At 58.0% G+C, this 18,491-nt stretch carries 12 protein-coding genes; 10 read left to right on the top strand and 2 right to left on the bottom strand.

The features are described from left to right. Positions 1-160: 160 nt before the first annotated feature. Complete coding sequence (gene fadB, locus BMX80_RS07130; RefSeq protein WP_074866820.1) at positions 161-2,308, top strand: fatty acid oxidation complex subunit alpha FadB; 2,148 nt, start codon at positions 161-163, stop codon at positions 2,306-2,308. 30 nt (positions 2,309-2,338) lie between these two features. Beyond that, the gene (gene fadA, locus BMX80_RS07125; protein ID WP_071870318.1) at positions 2,339-3,514 is read left to right on the top strand and encodes an acetyl-CoA C-acyltransferase FadA; all 1,176 of its coding nucleotides are present in this window, start codon (positions 2,339-2,341) and stop codon (positions 3,512-3,514) included. Between the two features lie 207 nt (positions 3,515-3,721). Here fadA and BMX80_RS07120 read toward each other — a convergent pair whose 3' ends face one another. Then, positions 3,722-5,794 (bottom strand): alpha-amylase, encoded by a 2,073-nt coding sequence (locus tag BMX80_RS07120; RefSeq protein WP_074866817.1) that lies wholly within the window; start codon positions 5,792-5,794, stop codon positions 3,722-3,724. A gap of 260 nt (positions 5,795-6,054) precedes the next feature. On the opposite strand from BMX80_RS07120, the gene malE reads away from it, so the two are divergent. The 7 genes from malE to rluB all read left to right on the top strand — a co-directional run bounded on the left by malE (position 6,055) and on the right by rluB (position 17,083). After that, positions 6,055-7,242, top strand: a complete 1,188-nt coding sequence (gene malE, locus BMX80_RS07115) for a maltose/maltodextrin ABC transporter substrate-binding protein MalE (protein WP_071870316.1) — start codon at positions 6,055-6,057, stop codon at positions 7,240-7,242. A 77-nt stretch (positions 7,243-7,319) separates the two neighbouring features. Beyond that, positions 7,320-8,870, top strand: a complete 1,551-nt coding sequence (gene malF / locus BMX80_RS07110; protein ID WP_217641966.1) for a maltose ABC transporter permease MalF — start codon at positions 7,320-7,322, stop codon at positions 8,868-8,870. Positions 8,871-8,881: 11 nt separating this feature from the next. Then, a complete protein-coding gene (malG, locus tag BMX80_RS07105) occupies positions 8,882-9,772 on the top strand; it encodes a maltose ABC transporter permease MalG (RefSeq protein WP_071870315.1) in 891 nt (296 codons plus the stop codon). A gap of 146 nt (positions 9,773-9,918) precedes the next feature. Beyond that, positions 9,919-12,663 (top strand): HTH-type transcriptional regulator MalT, encoded by a 2,745-nt coding sequence (gene malT, locus BMX80_RS07100; RefSeq protein ID WP_074866814.1) that lies wholly within the window; start codon positions 9,919-9,921, stop codon positions 12,661-12,663. 203 nt (positions 12,664-12,866) lie between these two features. Next, positions 12,867-14,501, top strand: a complete 1,635-nt coding sequence (locus BMX80_RS07095) for an alpha-amylase family glycosyl hydrolase (RefSeq protein ID WP_074866811.1) — start codon at positions 12,867-12,869, stop codon at positions 14,499-14,501. A 15-nt stretch (positions 14,502-14,516) separates the two neighbouring features. Beyond that, entirely contained in the window at positions 14,517-15,632 is a 1,116-nt protein-coding gene (gene malK / locus BMX80_RS07090; RefSeq protein WP_074866808.1) for a maltose/maltodextrin ABC transporter ATP-binding protein MalK, read from the top strand. Between the two features lie 389 nt (positions 15,633-16,021). Further along, the gene (gene rluB / locus BMX80_RS07085; RefSeq protein ID WP_074867039.1) at positions 16,022-17,083 is read left to right on the top strand and encodes a 23S rRNA pseudouridine(2605) synthase RluB; all 1,062 of its coding nucleotides are present in this window, start codon (positions 16,022-16,024) and stop codon (positions 17,081-17,083) included. Between the two features lie 51 nt (positions 17,084-17,134). Here the strand turns inward: rluB and BMX80_RS07080 are convergent, their stop codons facing one another. Beyond that, positions 17,135-17,551 carry a GNAT family N-acetyltransferase gene (locus BMX80_RS07080; RefSeq protein ID WP_074866805.1) on the bottom strand — a complete coding sequence of 139 codons (417 nt, stop codon included), beginning with the start codon at positions 17,549-17,551 and terminating at the stop codon, positions 17,135-17,137. A 159-nt stretch (positions 17,552-17,710) separates the two neighbouring features. Here BMX80_RS07080 and BMX80_RS07075 point away from each other — a divergent pair, with 159 nt between their 5' ends. After that, positions 17,711-18,403: an MlaA family lipoprotein gene (locus BMX80_RS07075; protein ID WP_074866802.1), complete on the top strand. Its 693-nt coding sequence runs from the start codon at positions 17,711-17,713 to the stop codon at positions 18,401-18,403. The last annotated feature ends 88 nt before the right edge of the window (positions 18,404-18,491 follow it).

Here is an 18,491-nt window from a genome sequence, read left to right as displayed (position 1 = left end):
CAAACAAGCGTATGAATCGGGCGTTTGGTATGCGCCATGAGATTCATCGACGCTAGGGTAAGCGAGCACTGGCTGTGCTGACTCTGTCAGTAGTGCCGTAGGACCATATAACACAGGGATGAACCTGGGTTTCACTCTTCCAACGCGTGGAGATCTGTTGATGATTTACGAAGGTAAAGCCATCACGGTAAAGCCTCTTGAGAACGGTATCGTCGAACTGACCTTCGACCTCAAGGGCGAGTCCGTCAACAAATTCAACCGCCTGACGCTGTCTGAACTGCGTGCCGCGGTTGACGCCGTCAAGTCTGACAGCTCGGTTAAGGGCCTGATTGTCACCAGTGGTAAAGACGTCTTTATCGTTGGCGCCGACATCACTGAGTTCGTCGACAACTTCCAGCAGCCCGATGAAGAGCTGTTGGCTGGCAACCTCGAAGCCAACCAGATCTTCAATGATTTCGAAGACCTGCCGTTCCCGACCGTAGTGGCCATCAATGGCATCGCTCTGGGTGGTGGTTTTGAAATGTGTCTGGCCGGTGACTTCCGTGTCATGTCTGCCAAGGCCAAAGTTGGTCTGCCAGAAGTTAAGCTGGGTATCTACCCGGGCTTCGGCGGTACCGTACGTCTGCCGCGCGTGATCGGTGCCGATAACGCCATCGAGTGGATCGCTTCCGGTAAAGAAAACCGTGCTGACGACGCTCTGAAAGCAGGCGCTGTTGACGCTGTGGTAGCCCCTGAGCTGCTCAAAGACGCGGCCATTGATCTGGTCAAGCGCGCTATTTCTGGCGAGCTGAACTATCAAGCCAAGCGTCAGCCGAAGCTGGAAAAGCTCAAGCTCAACGCCATCGAACAAATGATGTGCTTCGAAACCGCCAAAGGTTATGTGGCTGGCCAAGCTGGCCCGAACTACCCGGCGCCGGTTGAAGCGATCAAGACCATCCAGAAAGCTGCCAACTTTGGCCGCGACAAGGCTCTGGAAGCGGAAGCTAAAGGCTTCGTTAAGCTGGCCAAGACCACTGTGGCGTCTAGCCTGATCGGTCTGTTCCTCAACGACCAAGAGCTGAAGAAAAAGGCCAAGGTTTACGACGAACAAGCTGGCGACGTGAAACTGGCTGCTGTATTGGGCGCCGGTATCATGGGCGGCGGTATTGCTTACCAGTCGGCTGTTAAAGGCACTCCGATCCTGATGAAGGATATCCGTGAGGAAGCCCTGCAGCTGGGTCTGAACGAAGCGACCAAACTGCTGGACAAGCGTGTTTCTAAGGGCAAGCTGAGCGCCGTGAAAATGGCCGAAGCCCTGAACGCGATTCGTCCGACCCTGTCTTACGGCGATTTCGGCAATGTCGACATCATTGTTGAAGCCGTGGTTGAGAATCCGAAGATCAAGCAGGCTGTACTGTCTGAGGTCGAAGGTCTGGTGAAGGAAGACGCCGTTCTGACGTCCAACACTTCTACCATCTCCATCTCGCTGCTGGCCCAAGCGCTGAAGCGTCCGGAAAACTTCTGCGGTATGCACTTCTTCAACCCGGTACACATGATGCCGCTGGTGGAAGTGATCCGTGGTGAGAAGTCCAGTGAGAAAGCCGTTGCTACCACTGTGGCTTACGCCAAGAAGATGGGTAAGACTCCGGTTGTTGTGAACGACTGCCCGGGCTTCCTGGTTAACCGCGTACTGTTCCCGTACTTCGGTGGCTTTGCCAAGCTGGTTAGCATGGGCATCGACTTCCAGCGCGTTGACAAGATCATGGAGAAATTCGGTTGGCCCATGGGCCCAGCGTACCTGATGGACGTTGTGGGCATGGACACCGCTCACCATGCGCGTGACGTGATGGCCGAAGGCTTCCCGGATCGCATGAAAGAAGACAAGAAGACCGCTGTTGACGCTATGTACGAAGCTGAGCGCTTCGGCCAGAAGAACAACAAGGGCTTCTACTCTTACGAAATGGACAAGCGTGGCAAGCCGAAGAAAGTTTCTGACGCTCAGGCTTACGAAATCCTCAAGCCGGTGGTTTACGAGCAGCGCGAGCTGAGCGATGAAGAAATCATCGAAATGATGATGGTTCCGCTGTGCCTGGAAACTGTTCGCTGCCTGGAAGAAGGCATCGTAGACAGTGCTGCCGATGCCGATATGGGCTTGATCTACGGTATTGGTTTCCCTCCCTTCCGCGGCGGCGCGCTGCGCTACATCGACACCCTGGGTGTGGCTGAGTTCGTAGCAATCGCCGACAAGTACGCCGACTTTGGTGCCCTCTACCATCCGACCGCCAAGCTGCGTGAGATGGCTGAGAAGGGCCAGAAGTTCTTCGGTTAATGCGGACCTCAAGAGAGCGAGATTAGATTTATGAGCTTCAATCCGAGAGACGTTGTCATTGTTGACTTCGGTCGTACCCCGATGGGTCGTTCCAAGGGTGGTATGCACCGCAACACCCGTGCTGAAGACATGTCCGCCCACCTGATCAGCGGCGTGCTGGCGCGCAACCCTAAGGTTGACCCGGCTGAAGTCGAAGACGTGATCTGGGGCTGTGTAAACCAGACTCTGGAGCAGGGCTGGAACATCGCGCGCATGGCGTCGCTGATGACCCAAATCCCGCACACTGCCGCTGGCCAGACTGTTAGCCGTCTGTGTGGTTCTTCCATGAGCGCCCTGCACACTGCAGCGCAAGCCATCATGACCGGCAACGGTGATGTGTTTGTGGTCGGTGGTGTTGAGCACATGGGCCACGTTGGCATGATGCACGGCGTAGATCCGAACCCGCACATGTCGCTGTACGCTGCTAAAGCGTCGGGCATGATGGGTCTGACCGCTGAAATGCTGGGCAAAATGCACGGCATCAGCCGTGAAGCCCAAGACCAGTTCGGCTACCGCTCGCACAAGCTGGCTCACGAAGCCACGCTGAAGGGCTGGTTCAAGAACGAAATCATCCCGATGGAAGGCTACGACGAGAACGGCTTCCTGAAGGTGTTCGACTTCGACGAAACCATCCGTCCGGAAACCACCGTGGAAAGCCTGGGCGCTCTGAAGCCTGTGTTTAACCCCAAAGGTGGTACCGTGACTGCCGGTACTTCTTCGCAGATCACCGACGGTGCCTCGTGCATGCTGGTGATGTCTGCTCAGCGTGCTAAAGACTTGGGTCTGGAGCCGCTGGCGAAGATCCGTTCCATGGCGGTTGCTGGTGTTGATCCGGCGATCATGGGTTACGGCCCAGTACCGTCTACTCAGAAGGCCCTGAAGCGCGCTGGTCTGACCATCGCTGACGTGGACCACGTTGAGCTGAACGAAGCTTTCGCTGCTCAAGCACTGCCGGTTCTGAAGGACCTGAAGCTGCTGGACCAGATGGAAGCCAAAGTGAACCTGCACGGCGGCGCGATCGCCCTGGGTCACCCCTTCGGCTGCTCGGGTGCACGTATCTCCGGTACCCTGCTGAACGTGATGAAGCAACATGGCGGCACCATCGGTGTGTCCACCATGTGCGTAGGCCTCGGCCAAGGCATCACCACCATCTTCGAGCGCATGTAAGCACTCGTTAGACGGTAAGAAAAACCCGCATCCTTGGATGCGGGTTTTTTTATGCCTGAGAAATAAGGAAGCGCTGCTTTAATCGGCGAACGACTCAAGCACAAGGCGCCCGGAGCGCAGCAAACGAGACATACCGTCTGGTAGGCGAGTTTGCGAGTACCGCGCAACGCAGTGATTGTGGTGTACAGGCATTAAATCAACGTTGCCTTAGCGGGCCTGAACGATGACCACAGTGTCGTCACCCAGCTTGCGCATAAAGCTGTAAGGGCTGCTGGAAAGCTGCTCATGTTGCCCTGCGCCAATAGCCGGATGATGGGCGCGAAACTGGCCAAGCGCCTGCCAGTGCTTGAGCAGCGCGCTGTGTAGCGGCTGATCTATTTCGGCCCAGTTCATCGACGAGCGCGTGCCTTGCTGCGGGTCAGAGCCTGACGGCCCCATAGGCCGCGCCGTTTCATCGCCGTAATAGATTTGCACCGCGCCGGGGGCGAGCAATAGGGCGGCGGCTAAGCCTTGCTGGCGGGCCAGATCATCGCCGGTGGTCTTATAGAACAGCGAGGTATCGTGACTGGAGGCATAGCTTAAAAAGTTGTGCTCGGTATTTTTGGCTAACAGTGCGCTGTAGTGTTGGTAGCTGGGCTCGGCTTTACGCAGGCATTCGCTGGCTTGGCCGGCGGCGTCTTTTTGGAAGGCAAAGTTAATCAGCGCATCGAAGCCGTGGTCTTGGTAGAGGTTTTCCTCGGGGCCGTGACCAAACACTTCACCGACCATCCAGAAATCCGTGCCGGCCAATGGATCGTCGGGGTTAGCGGCTGACCACTGAGCGCGTGCTTTATCGGCAGCTTGGCGCAGTGCGGCCCAGGCCTCGGGCTCAACGTGCTTAACCGTGTCGGCGCGAAAACCATCGACACCGTATTCCGCCACCCACTCGCTCAGCCATTCCACTAAGTAATCGCGCACGCTATAGCCTTCGCGCGCTACAGCGCCGGTATCGGCTTTGTTTTTAAGAAAGGCGGGCAGAGTGACAGGCTGGTTGCTCTCGGTTTTAAAGTCCGGCAGAAACGCCAGTGAGCCTTTCACTGGGTCGACCACCACGCTAGGTGCGTTGTCGTAGTCGGCAATGCCGGCGCGTACCCAGTCTTTGCCCCACCACTGCGCCCAGCCAGCGTGATCGTAGTCGAGCAGGTTGTGATAAGCGTGCAGGTTTTCGTAGCTCTCTGGTTGCCAGTCGCTCCACTGGTTGGGCAGGTATTGCTGCATGCCGCTGCGTAGGCCGCCAAAATTAAATTTTTGCATGTCGGCCAAGGTGGAATAGCCGGGGTGGTTCATCACCACATCAAACAGCACACGAATGCCGCGTTGGTGAGCGCCTTTGATCAGCGCACGGAGGTCATCAGGGGTGCCCATATTGGCATCCAGCCGGGTGTAATCCAGTGCGTAATAGCCGTGATAGGCGTAGTGCCGAAAATCGCCTTTATCGCCGCCGCCTACCCAGCCGTGGATTTGCTCATACGGCGCGCTGATCCACAGCGCATTCACGCCAAGCTCGGCTAAATAATCGAGCTTGTTGGTCAGGCCTTTAAGGTCGCCGCCGTGAAAGGTGCCGATTTCCTCTTGGCCATCGCTTTGCCGGCCATAGCTGTGGTCGTTATCCGGGTTGCCGTTGGAAAAACGGTCGGTAAGGGCGAAATACACGGTGGCGTTTCGCCAGTTGAATGGCGCGGCGGCCGGTTGTGCTTCGGCGCGCTCCAGCAGCAATAAGCCTTGGCTACCGGCAGCCGGTGTGAGGGTAATGCTGCCATTAGCCACCGTGGCGGTTTGTTGGCTGAGTGCATCGCGCAGCACAGTGCCGTCGGCAAAGGCCTTGCTGACGTTCACCGTCAGCGGCGCGCCGGTATCGGCTTGGCAGTCTTGTGGGCCGCTGGCCTGTGCTTGGCGGGGCTCTGGCAGCAGGCGCAGATGGCTGTCGTCACCGGCGAACCACAGCACGCGGTATTGCCCGCCTTCATGCAGTTTCATGCTCAGGTGGCTATTAGGTTGCCAGGCTTGTTTGCGATACGGCGCCAGCGGGGTGCTGGTAGCTTGTGCGTTCTCGCCGCGCACATGCAGCTGGCCGGGGGTTAAACTCACCAACCCTTCAAACCCGGCGCCGCGCTTTTGCCAGCTCACCGCCAGCGGCGTGTTATCCAGCCACAAGGTTAAGGGTGGGTTGGCGTAGGCGCTGCCGCTGATAAGGCAGCCGAGCAGGGCGAGACGCTGCAAAACCGGGGTGAAGGCGGGCATGACAAGTCCTTGGCGTTGTTGTTTTAGTGCGCTCATTGTTGGCCTTGGCAAACAGGCTTGTGCAGGCGTAGAGGGTCTTTTGACTTGGGGGATCAGGCAAGGCTACGCCCTAATGCTACGCCCCAGGGGTAGGGGGCGGGGATGATGCTGGGCTGGCGGCGCTGTTTGAGTATCCCTAAACGCGAAATCCGCCAGGGTAGTAAAGCTGGCTGTCGCGCCAGTGTTGTGGATCAACAATAAGAAGCCACGAGGACAAACGAATGAACAAGAAGTTGTTGGCAGCTGCCGCCATTGGCCTTGCCGCCACCATGAACCTGCCGATGACCGCCTATGCGGCCATTGAAGAAGGCAAGCTGGTTATTTGGATTAACGGCGACAAGGGCTACAACGGCCTGGCTAAAGTCGGCGAGAAGTTTACCGCCGAGACCGGCATTAAAGTGGAAGTGGCGCACCCCGATAGCGCTACCGATAAATTCCAGCAGGCAGCTGCTACCGGCAACGGTCCAGATATCTTCATCTGGGCGCACGACCGTTTTGGCGAGTGGGCGCAGAGTGGTTTGATCACCCCGATCAACCCTAGTGTGGCGACCAAAAACAGCATCGCCGACTTCGCTTGGGATGCGGTGAGCTTTAAAGGCAAAACCTGGGGCTACCCGATTGCCGTTGAAGCTGTCGGCCTGATCTACAACAAGGCGCTGGTGCCAACCCCGCCGAAAACCTTTGATGACGTCATTGCGCTCAACGCCGAGCTTTCGAAAGAAGGCAAGCGCGCCATTTTGTGGGACTACAACAACACCTACTTCACTTGGCCGCTCATGGCTGCCAACGGTGGCTATGTGTTTGAAACCACCGAGCAAGGCTACAACGTGAAAAACACCGGGGTGAACACCGCCGGTGCCAAGCAAGGCGCCGAAGTGCTGAAGGCGCTGGTGGATAAAGGTGTAATGCCCAAGGGCGCCGATTACAGCGTTTCTGAAGCGGCCTTTAACAAGGGCGAGTCGGCCATGATGATCAACGGCCCGTGGGCGTGGTCGAACATCAAGAAAAGCGGCATCGACTTTGGTGTGGCCGCCATTCCGGCAGTGGGCGATGCGATTAGCCGTCCGTTTACCGGCGTGATGGCCGCCACCTTAAACGCGGCAAGCCCCAACCAAGCGTTGGCGGTGGAGTTCCTCGAGAGCTACCTGCTGCAAGTCGACGGTCTGAAAACCGTGAACGCCGATGTACCGCTGGGCGCGGTAGCCAACAAGGCCTATATGGAAGAGCTGTCCGCCGATCCGTACATCAAAGCCACCTTTGAAAACGCCCAGCTAGGCCGCCCGATGCCCAACGTGCCGGAAATGGGCGCCTTCTGGTCGGCCATGGGCCCGGCGTTGTCGAACATCACCTCTGGTCGCCAGAGTGTGCAAGAAGCGCTGGACGACGCCGCCAAGCGCATCGCCAAGTAAACCTGCCAACCGTCAGGGCCGGCCAGCCACGCTGCCCTGACGGTGCTCTTTTATGAGGCTATAACAAGATGTCTGCCGTGAATGCCGCTGAAGCCTATACCCCCGCCATGACTGATTTTCGATCGAACGCTGTACTGAAGTCTGTGTTGAAGTGGGGCCTGTGGGCAGCCTTCAATGCCTTTGCGCTGTATCTGGTGGTGGTGCTCTATGCCCAGCAACAGACGGCCTTTGCCCTGTTGGGGTTAGTGGTAACCGGCATTGCCAGTTACGTGTTTATCAGTAAGCGTGCTTACGCTCACCGCTATATTTACCCAGCGGTAGCGGGCATGCTGATCTTTGTGATTTTTCCGCTGCTGTACACGGTAGGCATTGGCTTTACCAACTACAGCGGCAGCAACCTGCTGAGCCTGCAACAAGCGCAGACTTATCACCTGCAGCAAACCTATGTCAGCGGCGCGCGTTTGCCGTTTACCGTGCATCGCAACGATGGCGGCTTGCGCCTGCAAGTCGCCCAGCCTGATGGCAGCGTGTTAGTCAGCGAGGTGCTGGCTCAAGGTGCTGAACCCGCGCAAATAGAGCTATCGCTCAGCACAGCAGACAGCTCGCTGGGTGAAGCCCTGCCGCTGCGCGAAGTGATTGCCCTGCGTAAGCAGTTGGAGCAATGGGTATTTGTCGAGCCCAATGGCGAGTTACTGCGCTTGTATGGCCTGCGTGAAGTGGCCGCGGTGCGCCCGCTGTATCGCCTGCTAGAAAATGGCGACTTGCTGAATAACCGCTCCAGCGAGCGTTTAACCCTCGACACTCAGCAAGGCTTCTATGTGGACAGTCGTGGCAACACCATGGCGCCGGGTTTTACCGTGTACACCGGCTGGGACAACTTCTCCCGCGTCTTGACCGATCCAAGCATTCGCGGCCCGTTCTTACAGATTTTCGCCTGGACGGTGGCCTTCGCCGCCTTGACTGTGGTGTTTACCTTGGCCGTGGGGCTAGTGCTGGCCAGCTTGCTGCAGTGGGAGCTAGTCCGCGGTAAAGCCTTCTACCGCATGATGCTGATCCTGCCGTATGCGGTGCCGGCGTTTATCTCGATTCTGGTGTTCAAGGGTTTGTTCAACCAGAACTTTGGTGAGATCAACCTAGTGCTCGACAGTCTATTTGGCGTGCGCCCGGACTGGTTTAGCGACCCCACATTGGCGCGCAGCATGATTCTGATCGTCAATACCTGGCTGGGTTACCCCTACATGCTGCTGTTGTGCATGGGCTTGTTGCAGGCGATTCCGCGTGACTTGTACGAAGCCTCGGCGATTGATGGAGCCAGCCCGGTGGATAACCTGCTGCGCATTACCTTGCCGCTGCTGATCAAGCCGCTGATGCCGCTGCTGATCGCCAGCTTCGCCTTTAACTTCAATAACTTTGTGCTGATTACCCTGCTGACTAGCGGTGCGCCGGACATCATTGGCGCCACCACGCCCGCCGGCACCACCGACTTGCTGGTGAGCTACACCTACCGCATTGCCTTCCAAGATTCGGGGCAGAACTTCGCCTTGGCGGCGGCCATTGCCACGCTGATCTTCATTCTGGTCGGCGCTATGGCGTGGCTGAACCTCAAGCTCACCAAGGTTAAGGTTTAAGGAGTACGACAATGGCTATGGTTTATCCCAAGTCGACCCGTTATCGGGTGTGGCTCACCCACTTAAGCTTGCTGGGCTTTGTGCTGCTGATTATGTTCCCGCTGCTGATGGTGGTGTCGATTTCCTTCCGTGAAGGTAACTTCGCCACCGGTAGCTTGTTCCCCGATCAACCCACGCTCGAGCACTGGTCGCTGGCGCTGGGCATCCCGTACACCTTGGCCGATGGCACTGTGGTTAAGCCGCCGTTCCCTGTGGTGACTTGGCTGTGGAACTCGCTGAAGATCGCCTTTATCAGCTCGGTGCTGATTCTGTTGCTGTCCACCACCAGCGCCTATGCCTTTGCGCGCATGCGCTTTGCCGGCAAGGGGCCGATCTTAAAGGCCATGCTGATTTTTCAGATGTTCCCGCCGGTGCTCACCTTAGTAGCCATCTATGCGTTGTTTGACCGCTTGGGCCAGCATGTCAGTTGGTTGGGCGTGAACAGCCACGGCGCGGTGATTGTGGCCTCGCTCGGTGGCATGGCGCTGCATATCTGGACGATCAAGGGCTACTTCGAAAGCATCGACGCCTCGCTAGAAGAGGCCGCGATTGTCGACGGCGCCACCACCTGGCAAGCCTTTGTGCACATTCTGCTACCGATGAGCGTGCCGATTTTGGCCGTGGTGTTCATCCTCGCGTTTATCACCAGCATCACCGAATACCCGATGGCCTCGGTGCTGCTGATGGATATCGACAAGCTCACCTTGTCGGTCGGCGCGCAGCAATACCTCTATGAGCAGAACTACCTGTGGGGCGACTTCGCCGCCGCGGCAGTGCTCTCAGGCTTGCCGATCACCTTAGTGTTCCTCTATTGCCAGAAGTGGATCGTCGGTGGGTTAACCGCCGGTGGGGTAAAGGGCTAGTTACCGCTAATCCGATTGCCGCCCGCTGCACGCCAAACCGCGAGGTTGTGGCGTGCAGCTGTTTAAAAATTCCGTACACTCCAGCCACCCACGCCGGCACGCATCCAACTTTTTGCCGGCGATATAACAAAAAAGGGGAGATGGATATGACGTCAGCCGTGCCGACGGCTTTACCGCTGATACCCGCCAAACTCAGCTTGCCTTACCTGCCCGACGGAGTGATTCGTCGCCCACGTTTTGATGAATACCTAAGCCGCCTCGGGCATGTCCGCCTGTTGGTGCTGCAAGCGGCTAGCGGCTTTGGCAAAACCACCTTGGCCTGCCAATGGGCACAAGACTACGACGGCGCCACCGCATGGCTAACCCTCGATAGCAGCGATAACGACGCTGCGCAGTTAGGCCGCTATCTGGTCAACGCGCTGCACAACGAGTTGGATGGCGGCTGCCCGCGCAGCCAAGCTTTGGCCGAGCAGGGCGCTATGCCCTTAGAGGCGTTGCTCACCCATTTGCTGGCCGAATTACCGCCCAGCCACGGCCCGTTGCTGTTGGTGCTGGATGAGTTCGAGTGCGTACACAACCGCGAGGCCATTCAAGGCTTGCGGCTATTTTTGCGCCATATGCCGGTGTGGATGACCTTGTTGGTATGCAGTCGTGGCCTGCCGGATTTGGGCGTTGCCGAGCTGCGCGTAAAACATCAACTGTTAGCGCTGGATGCCAGCCAGCTGGCCTTTGAAGACAACGAAGTGCAAGCGTTGATGGAAGATGGGCTCAACTTTGCCGTGAACCGCGAGCAAGTGGAGCGCCTCAATCGCCGCATCGGTGGTTGGCCTTGTGCACTGCAACTGGCCCTGCAAGAGGCGCACAGTGGCCGGGCTATGGATATCTTTCTCGACAGCTTGCAGCTCGGCCATCCGTTTATTCGCGATTATTTGCGCGAGCAAGTAATGGCCGGCTTAGATGCCGCCACCCAAGACTTTTTGTTTTCGACCTGCCTGCTGGAGCGCTTTAGTGCGCCCTTGGCGGATCGCCTCACGGCCAGCTGTAACGGCCGCGAGCGCCTAGAAATGCTCGAGCGCGCTGGCTTGTTTATTCAGCCTGCCGACAGCCTGCGCCAGTGGTTTACCTACCACCCCTTGTTTGCCACCTTCTTGCAAGGTGAGCTGCGCACCCATCAACCGGGGCGTATTCAAGAGCTGCACTTGGCCGCTGCCGAAGCGCTGCTGGAAGAACAGATGCCCGACGAGGCGGCCCGCCATGCAGTGCAGGCCAAGGCGCCGGAGCAAATCAAAGCGATTTTGGACCAGTACGGCCGGCAGTTTTATCGCCAGGGGCTGCTCAGCCTGCTGCAAAGCTGCTTAGAGCATGTCAGCGATGACATGATTGCCGACTCCACCTTGCTCACCTTGCTGCAAGCTTGGGTGATGCAGGCGCAGTTCCGTTTCGATGAGGTGGAGCGCTGGCTTAAAGCCGGTGAAGCGGCGCAGCAGGCGCGTTATTCGCCGCATGAGTGGCAGCGCGTCGAGGCCGAATTTAAAGCTGTGCGTGCACAAGTGGCGATGAACCAAGGCCAACACCAAAAAGCCACCGAACTGGTGCGCGAGGCATTGCCGTTCGAGCCCATGACCATGCGCACCTCGCGCGTGGCGGCGATGTCGGTATTGGCCGAAGCGCACTTTGTGCAGGGCGAATTGCTCGAAGCGCAAGCTGAACACGAACAAGCCGAGCGCCGCGCGCGGGAAATTCATGCCTCGCAACCGGTGCTGTGGAGCTTGGGCCAGCTGTCGGAAATCGCCATGGCGCGCGGCCAGCTGCAAAAGGCCTACAACCTGCAAGAACGGGCGTTGCAATACATCGACCAAGAGCACCTGCCGGTCACCCCGATCATGGAGTTTATCCACCGTGTGCGCGGCCAGTTACTGTGGGAATGGCACCACTTAGATGCCGCCGAACACGCCGCGCTGCAAGGCATTGCGATTCTCGACCAAGTCGGTCAGCGCTGGTTCTTGCAGTGTTATGCGCTGCTGGCGCGGGTGGCGTTTGCTCGTGGTCAGCAAGAAGTGTGCGCCGATTACATCGGCAAAATGCAGAGCATGCTCGCCGATGACAACTACCACATCGACTGGTTGGCCAATGCCCACGCGGTGATGCTCAATTATTGGGAGTCCACCAGCGACACCGAGGCCGTGCGCCGTTGGCTGACCAGTGCGCCGCCGCTGCGCCCCGGCACCAACCACTTCACCCAATGCAACGCGCGCAACCATGCCCGTGCCCATGTGGCATTGGGGCAAATGGATAAAGCCCTGCCGATTCTGCGTCAGTTACAAAACGACGCCGAGCGTTACGGCTTAGTGATGGACCAAAACCGCAACCACATCCTGCAAGCCCAGCTGTTTTGGCAGCGTGAAGAACGCCAGAGTGCGCTCGATCATCTGCACAAGGCGCTGACCTTGGCCAGCAGTACCGGCGCCGTGGGCAGTTTCTTGCGTACCGGCAAGCCGCTGATTGTGATGCTCAAGGCCGTACAGCACGAGCGCACGCTGGAAGACTTGGAAAACCAACGCGCCGAGAGGCTGATTCAGCTGGCTCAGCAGCAGCGCGACTTCAGCCGGGCGATTCGCATTACCCTCGATGAAGCAGTGATCCAAGACATCATCAACCGCCCCGATGTGCCGGAGCTGATCCGTCATTCACCGCTCACACGGCGCGAATGGCAGGTGCTGAGCTTGATTCACGCCGGTATCTCTAACGAGCAGATTGCCGAGCAGCTCAACGTGGCGCCCACCACCATCAAGACGCATATCCGCAGCCTGTATCAAAAACTCAACATCACCCACCGTAGCGAAGCGGTGCAGTTGGCGAAAAATCTGCTGAGTAAAATTCAGGGCGATTGATAGACAGGGCACCAAAACGCCGTGCTTACCGCCGCTAACCGGGGCGTAAGCACGGCGTTTTTACATTTATGCGACAAGCCAAGGGTAGGGCGTACTACGCCTAATTTGTACGCCCAGCAAAAGGGCGTAGGGGATGAGGTTGGCGTAGGCAGGCCCCCGTAAAGTGGCCAACGTGTAAACAGAACAACAAGGAACTTGCGCACATGCCTGCCCCTCGTAATGACTGGTGGCGCGGAGGCGTCATCTATCAGGTTTATCCGCGCAGCTTTTTCGATAGCAATGGCGACGGCGTCGGCGATTTGCCTGGCGTGCTGGCCAAGCTCGATTACATTGCCAGCCTCAACGTCGACGCTATTTGGTTGTCGCCGTTTTTCACCTCGCCGATGAAAGACTTCGGCTATGACGTGGCCGATTACCGCGATGTCGACCCGCTGTTCGGCACGCTGGCCGATTTCGAAGCCTTGATTGCCGCTGCCCATGAGCGCGGCCTGAAAATCATCATCGACCAAGTGCTCAATCACTCGTCCGACCAACACCCGTGGTTTGCCGAAAGTCGCGCCAGTCGGCATAACGACAAGGCCGATTGGTACGTGTGGGCTGATCCTAAGGCCGACGGCAGCGTGCCGAATAACTGGCTGTCGGTGTTCGGTGGCCCCGCGTGGACGTGGGATAGCCGCCGCAAGCAGTACTACTTGCACAATTTTTTAAGCAGCCAGCCGGATTTGAACTTCCACTGCGAAGCGGTGCAGCAACAACTGCTCGATGACATGGAGTTCTGGCTTAAGCGCGGCGTGGATGGTTTCCGTTTAGATGCGGCGAACTTCTACTTTCACGATGCCAAGCTGCGCGATAACCCGCCGAATCTGGATATCAAAGAAGGCGGCATCGGCGTGCGTGCCGATAACCCTTACGCCTATCAGCGCCATGTGTACGACAAAACCCAGCCGGAAAACCTCGCGTTTCTGCGCAAGGTGCGCGGGCTGCTCAACCGTTACCCGGGCAGCACCACCGTGGCGGAAATTGGCTGCGATAACAGCCTGCGCACCATGGCGGCTTATACCGCGGGCGGCAATACGCTGCACATGGCGTACTCCTTCGACCTGCTTACCGAGCAGTGCAGCCCGGAATTTATTCATCACACGGTGCAGAGCATCGAAGGTGAACTGGCTGATGGTTGGCCGTGCTGGTCGGTGGGTAACCACGACGTGGTGCGCGTGCTCAGTCGCTGGAAACAAGCCGGCAAGCCAGTGCCGGACGCCGAGCGCGGTCGCCTGCTGATGGCCTTGTTGCTTTCGCTGCGGGGCAGCGTGTGTCTGTATCAAGGTGAAGAGCTGGGCCTGCCGGAAGCGCAAGTAGCGTTTGAAGATTTAGTCGACCCCTACGGCATCGCCTTCTGGCCGGAATTTAAAGGCCGCGACGGTTGCCGCACGCCCATGCCGTGGCAGCACGATATCGAACAAGCCGGTTTTAGCAGCAGCAAACCCTGGCTGCCGGTATCGCCCGCCCAGCAAGCGCTGGCGGTGGATGTGCAAGAAGCCGACGAGCATTCGCTGCTCAATACCTATCGCGCCTTCTTGGCCTGGCGTCGCACACAGCCGGTGCTCATCGACGGCAGCATTCGCCTCTGGCATGCCGATGACAGCCTGCTGGTGTTTGAGCGCCGCGTGGGTGATGAGGGTTGGTTGTGCCTGTTCAACATGGGCAGCGACGATAAGTTTTACAGCCTGCCGGTGATGGTTGAGCCGCTGGAAGGCGTACCCGCCGCCCGTGCGGACTTCCAAGGTGGCCGCGTACACTTGGCGGCCAACAGTTTTGGTTACGCCCGCCTGTTGGGTTGAGTGAAGGAGTAGTCCATGGCTAGCGTTACCCTGCGCAATATTTGTAAGAGTTACGACGGCACGCCGATCACCCGCAGCATTAACTTGGATATCGAAGACGGCGAGTTCGTCGTCTTCGTCGGCCCATCCGGCTGCGGTAAATCCACCTTGCTGCGCTTGATTGCTGGGCTTGAGGACATCACCTCCGGCGATCTGTACATCGGCAACCAGCGCGTTAACGACCTGCCGCCGATGGAGCGCTCGGTCGGCATGGTGTTCCAAAGCTATGCCCTCTACCCGCACATGAGCGTGGCGGAAAACATGGGTTTTGGCCTGAAGCTGGCCAAAGAGAAAAAGCCAGAAATCGCCCGCCGAGTGGACGAAGCCGCGCGCATCTTGCAGCTCGATCAGCTGCTGGAGCGTAAGCCCAAAGACCTCTCCGGTGGTCAGCGTCAGCGTGTGGCCATCGGCCGCACTATGGTGCGCGAGCCTAAGGTGTTCCTCTTCGACGAGCCGCTGTCCAACCTCGATGCCTTCTTGCGCGTGCAAATGCGTATCGAGATTTCCCGTCTGCACCAGCGTTTGCAGTCGACGATGATTTACGTCACCCACGACCAAGTGGAAGCCATGACCATGGCTGACAAGATTGTCGTGCTTAACGCTGGGCAAATTGCCCAAGTTGGTCAGCCGCTGGAGCTGTATCACTATCCGCAAAACAAGTTTGTCGCCGGTTTTATTGGTTCACCGCAAATGAACTTCTTAGCGGTGCGCGCGGTAGAGGCCAGCAGCGATCACGTCACGGTCGAACTGCCTAACGGTTTCAAGCTCAGCGTGAATGTCGATGGCACTGGCGTGCAAGCCGGTGAGCCGCTGACGTTGGGAGTGCGTCCCGAGCACTTTGCCGATCCTGAGCAAGCCGATTTTATCTTCAACGGTGAAATCACCGTTGCCGAGCGTTTGGGCGATCAGAACTTGCTGTACCTGACCGTCGAAGGCGTGCCAGACATCATCACCCTACGCTGCGATGGCAACCGCAAGGTGGCGGTAGGGCAGACTTTTGCCGCTGGCCTTGATGTGAACAAGTGCCATCTGTTCCGCGCCGACGGCCAAGCTTGCGCACGGCATTACCGCGAGCCGGCGATTTACGGTTGAGTCAGTGAAAATGCGCGAGGCTAGGCATAGATTTTCGCGCATAAGCTCTGGTTGAGCTCCTCATCCAGCCAGAGCTGGCCCTGTGTGGTGGTGCACGGGGCAATGTGATTCTGGCGCGGCATCGCCAGAGTCAGTGCCTGCGTTGTGTGGTGCAACGCAGGTGGCAAATACGCTGCGGGGCTGAATAGAGTAGGCAACATCACTCTAGGTTGGGGAAATAAGGGTCTTCAACTCAGCCCCGTAGCGCGGCTGCCATTGGTCGCCGGTGCGCCCACTCGCCTGCAAATCAACTAGCCTGCGTGCATGCGGCGGAGCAAGCGCGTATCATGCGCGACCGCTTAAAACGCAGTGGCGCGGTGCCGCTGCTAGTCACGCCGGGAGGTGCCCAGATGAGCGAAGAATTTACCCACGACCAATACGACGATCAGCCCGAAGACCTAACCCCACCCAGCGGCGAGAAGCTGCAAAAGGTGCTGGCGCGCGCAGGCCTAGCTTCGCGTCGCGAAATTGAAGGCTGGATCAGTGCTGGTCGTGTGCGTGTGGATGGCGAAGTCGCCAACCTTGGCGCACGTATCGAAGGCCACGAGAAAATCGAACTCGACGGCCGCCCGCTGCGGCAAGAAACTCTGCCGCAAGTGCAGCGCCGCGTGCTGATCTACAACAAGCGCGAAGGCGAAGTGTGCACCCGCGACGACCCCGAAGGCCGCCCCACCATTTTTGATCGCCTGCCGCGTGTACGTGGCGGCCGCTGGATCAATATCGGCCGTTTGGACATCAACACCACCGGCTTGTTGATGTTCACCACCGATGGCGAGTTGGCCAACCGCTTAATGCACCCGTCTTACGAGATGGACCGCGAATACGCCGTGCGCGTGCGTGGTGAAGTCACCGACGAGATGATCGACCAGCTTAAAGCTGGCGTGATGCTCGAAGACGGCCCGGCGAAATTTACCGACTTGAAAAAAGCCCCCGGCGGCGATGGTTTTAACCATTGGTTCCACTGCGTGGTGATGGAAGGCCGTAACCGCGAAGTACGCCGCCTGTGGGAAGCCGTTGGCTGCGTGGTGAGCCGCTTGAAGCGCGTGCGCTTTGGCCCGGTGTTCTTAACCGCCGACATGAGCGTAGGCCGCTGGCGCGAAATGGCCCAGCAAGAAGTGGATATCTTAAGCGCTGAAGTGGGCTTAGCGCCGATTCCCATGGTGGAAGAGAAGGCCAAGTTCCGCGAGCGAATCGAGCGCCTGCAGCGCAAATCGGCCACCCCCAGCGCACCGCGTCGTGGGCCGAAGAACAAGCGCAGCGATGCCGGTCGTCACGAAGAAGCCGCGCGCCGTCGTGAGCGTGGTGCCGATATCGCCGAGCGCCCGAGCGATTTCGATAATCGTGGCAAGCCCGCTGGCCCGCGCCGCCCGCGTACCGGTGGCAGCGGTAGCCGCCCAGGCTTCAAGCGCTAAGCGTTAACGACCGTAGTGAAAATAAACCCCGCATGGCTCGCCCTGCGGGGTTTATTTTTGCCAGTGCATAGCGATCAGCGATTTGTGCTGCTGATAACGCGTGAGGCGCTCTTGTAAATCTGCCGGCAAGTCTTGGCAGGGAAGAAAGCCGCAGCGTTGGTACAGGGCGCTAAGTTCTGGCGCGCAAAATAACCACAATGGCTGCTCGGCCTGTGTTTGCACGCGGCTAATTAGCTCGCGGCTGAAACCTTTGCCACGCAACGTCGGCGGCACAAACACACCACCGAGAAAGGCGCCAGCAGAGCAGGGCGCTAAATTCAGCACGGCTAACCAGTGCTCGTTCGCCATCAGCACCCAGGCCTGGCTGTGCTTATTGGCGCGCAGCTTGGTGTGGTGGGTTTTATAAAATTTGTTTAACAGTGGCCAGCGCTGCTCATCAAGGCAACGCAGCTGATAGTCGCTCGACATACTGGGCAGGCAAGTCTGTGATGGTTAACAGTTTTTTACACTTAAGCGGCCGTTAAAGGGCAGTCTAAGGGCGGGTGTGCGTGGCGATTGGGGGGCTAGCTGACTATACTTGCCGCCACTTATGCCGTGTACGCATCATCTCATGGAGGAATAATTCCTATGCGCCGTGTTCACCTCACTCTTTCTGCGCTGCTGCTGAGCTTATCAGCCGGCGTGCTTTCTGTTGGCGCCCATGCTGACGAGCATGTTGATCCATGGGAGAGCTTTAACCGTCCGGTTTTCACCTTTAACGACACCTTAGATACTTACGCTTTGCGCCCCATCGCCAAGGGTTACAACTATGTCACCCCGCAGATTCTCGACGATGGCATCAGCAATGTCTTTGATAACGTGGGCGAGGTGAATAACCTGGCTAACAACCTGCTGCAAGGCAAGCTGCACAACGCCGGTGTAGACACCGCCCGTTTGCTGATTAACACCACCGTTGGCTTGCTGGGTTTCTTTGACGTAGCCACGCATGCCGGCTTAACTCGCAGCAATGAAGACTTTGGCCAAACCTTGGCCGTTTGGGGCTTAGGTAGTGGCCCATACGTAATGGTGCCGTTCTTAGGCCCCAGCACCCCGCGTGACTTCACCGGCACACTGGCCGACACCACGCGCATCATGGTCGGCAATATTGGTCACGTGCCAACCCGTAACAGCATTACCGCTACCAACGTAATCGACACGCGTGCCGATCTGCTGGAGTCGGAAAAACTCATCACCGGCGACAAGTACACCTTCATTCGTAATGCCTACCTGCAGCGCCGTGATTACCTGATCAACGACGGCGTGGTCGAAGACGATTTCTAAGGTTTCTTCACGCAGCTGTTAGCCACAAAAATAGGTACAAAAAAGGCGGCTCCGAAAGGTAGCCGCCTTTTTTATGGCTGTTGAGTGC

Origin of the sequence: Atopomonas hussainii (assembly GCF_900109735.1) — a bacterium.
GTDB lineage: Bacteria > Pseudomonadota > Gammaproteobacteria > Pseudomonadales > Pseudomonadaceae > Atopomonas > Atopomonas hussainii.
This window is presented reverse-complemented; position numbering and strand designations above follow the sequence as displayed.

Excerpts from the sequence above, each read along its gene's own strand:
- fadB (WP_074866820.1), top strand. The coding sequence starts at position 161 with ATGATTTACGAAGGTAAAGCCATCACGGTAAAGCCTCTTGAGAACGGT.
- fadA (WP_071870318.1), top strand. The coding sequence starts at position 2,339 with ATGAGCTTCAATCCGAGAGACGTTGTCATTGTTGACTTCGGTCGTACC.
- BMX80_RS07120 (WP_074866817.1), bottom strand. The coding sequence starts at position 5,794 with ATGCCCGCCTTCACCCCGGTTTTGCAGCGTCTCGCCCTGCTCGGCTGC.
- malE (WP_071870316.1), top strand. The coding sequence starts at position 6,055 with ATGAACAAGAAGTTGTTGGCAGCTGCCGCCATTGGCCTTGCCGCCACC.
- malG (WP_071870315.1), top strand. The coding sequence starts at position 8,882 with ATGGCTATGGTTTATCCCAAGTCGACCCGTTATCGGGTGTGGCTCACC.
- malT (WP_074866814.1), top strand. The coding sequence starts at position 9,919 with ATGACGTCAGCCGTGCCGACGGCTTTACCGCTGATACCCGCCAAACTC.
- BMX80_RS07095 (WP_074866811.1), top strand. The coding sequence starts at position 12,867 with ATGCCTGCCCCTCGTAATGACTGGTGGCGCGGAGGCGTCATCTATCAG.
- malK (WP_074866808.1), top strand. The coding sequence starts at position 14,517 with ATGGCTAGCGTTACCCTGCGCAATATTTGTAAGAGTTACGACGGCACG.
- rluB (WP_074867039.1), top strand. The coding sequence starts at position 16,022 with ATGAGCGAAGAATTTACCCACGACCAATACGACGATCAGCCCGAAGAC.
- BMX80_RS07080 (WP_074866805.1), bottom strand. The coding sequence starts at position 17,551 with ATGTCGAGCGACTATCAGCTGCGTTGCCTTGATGAGCAGCGCTGGCCA.
- BMX80_RS07075 (WP_074866802.1), top strand. The coding sequence starts at position 17,711 with ATGCGCCGTGTTCACCTCACTCTTTCTGCGCTGCTGCTGAGCTTATCA.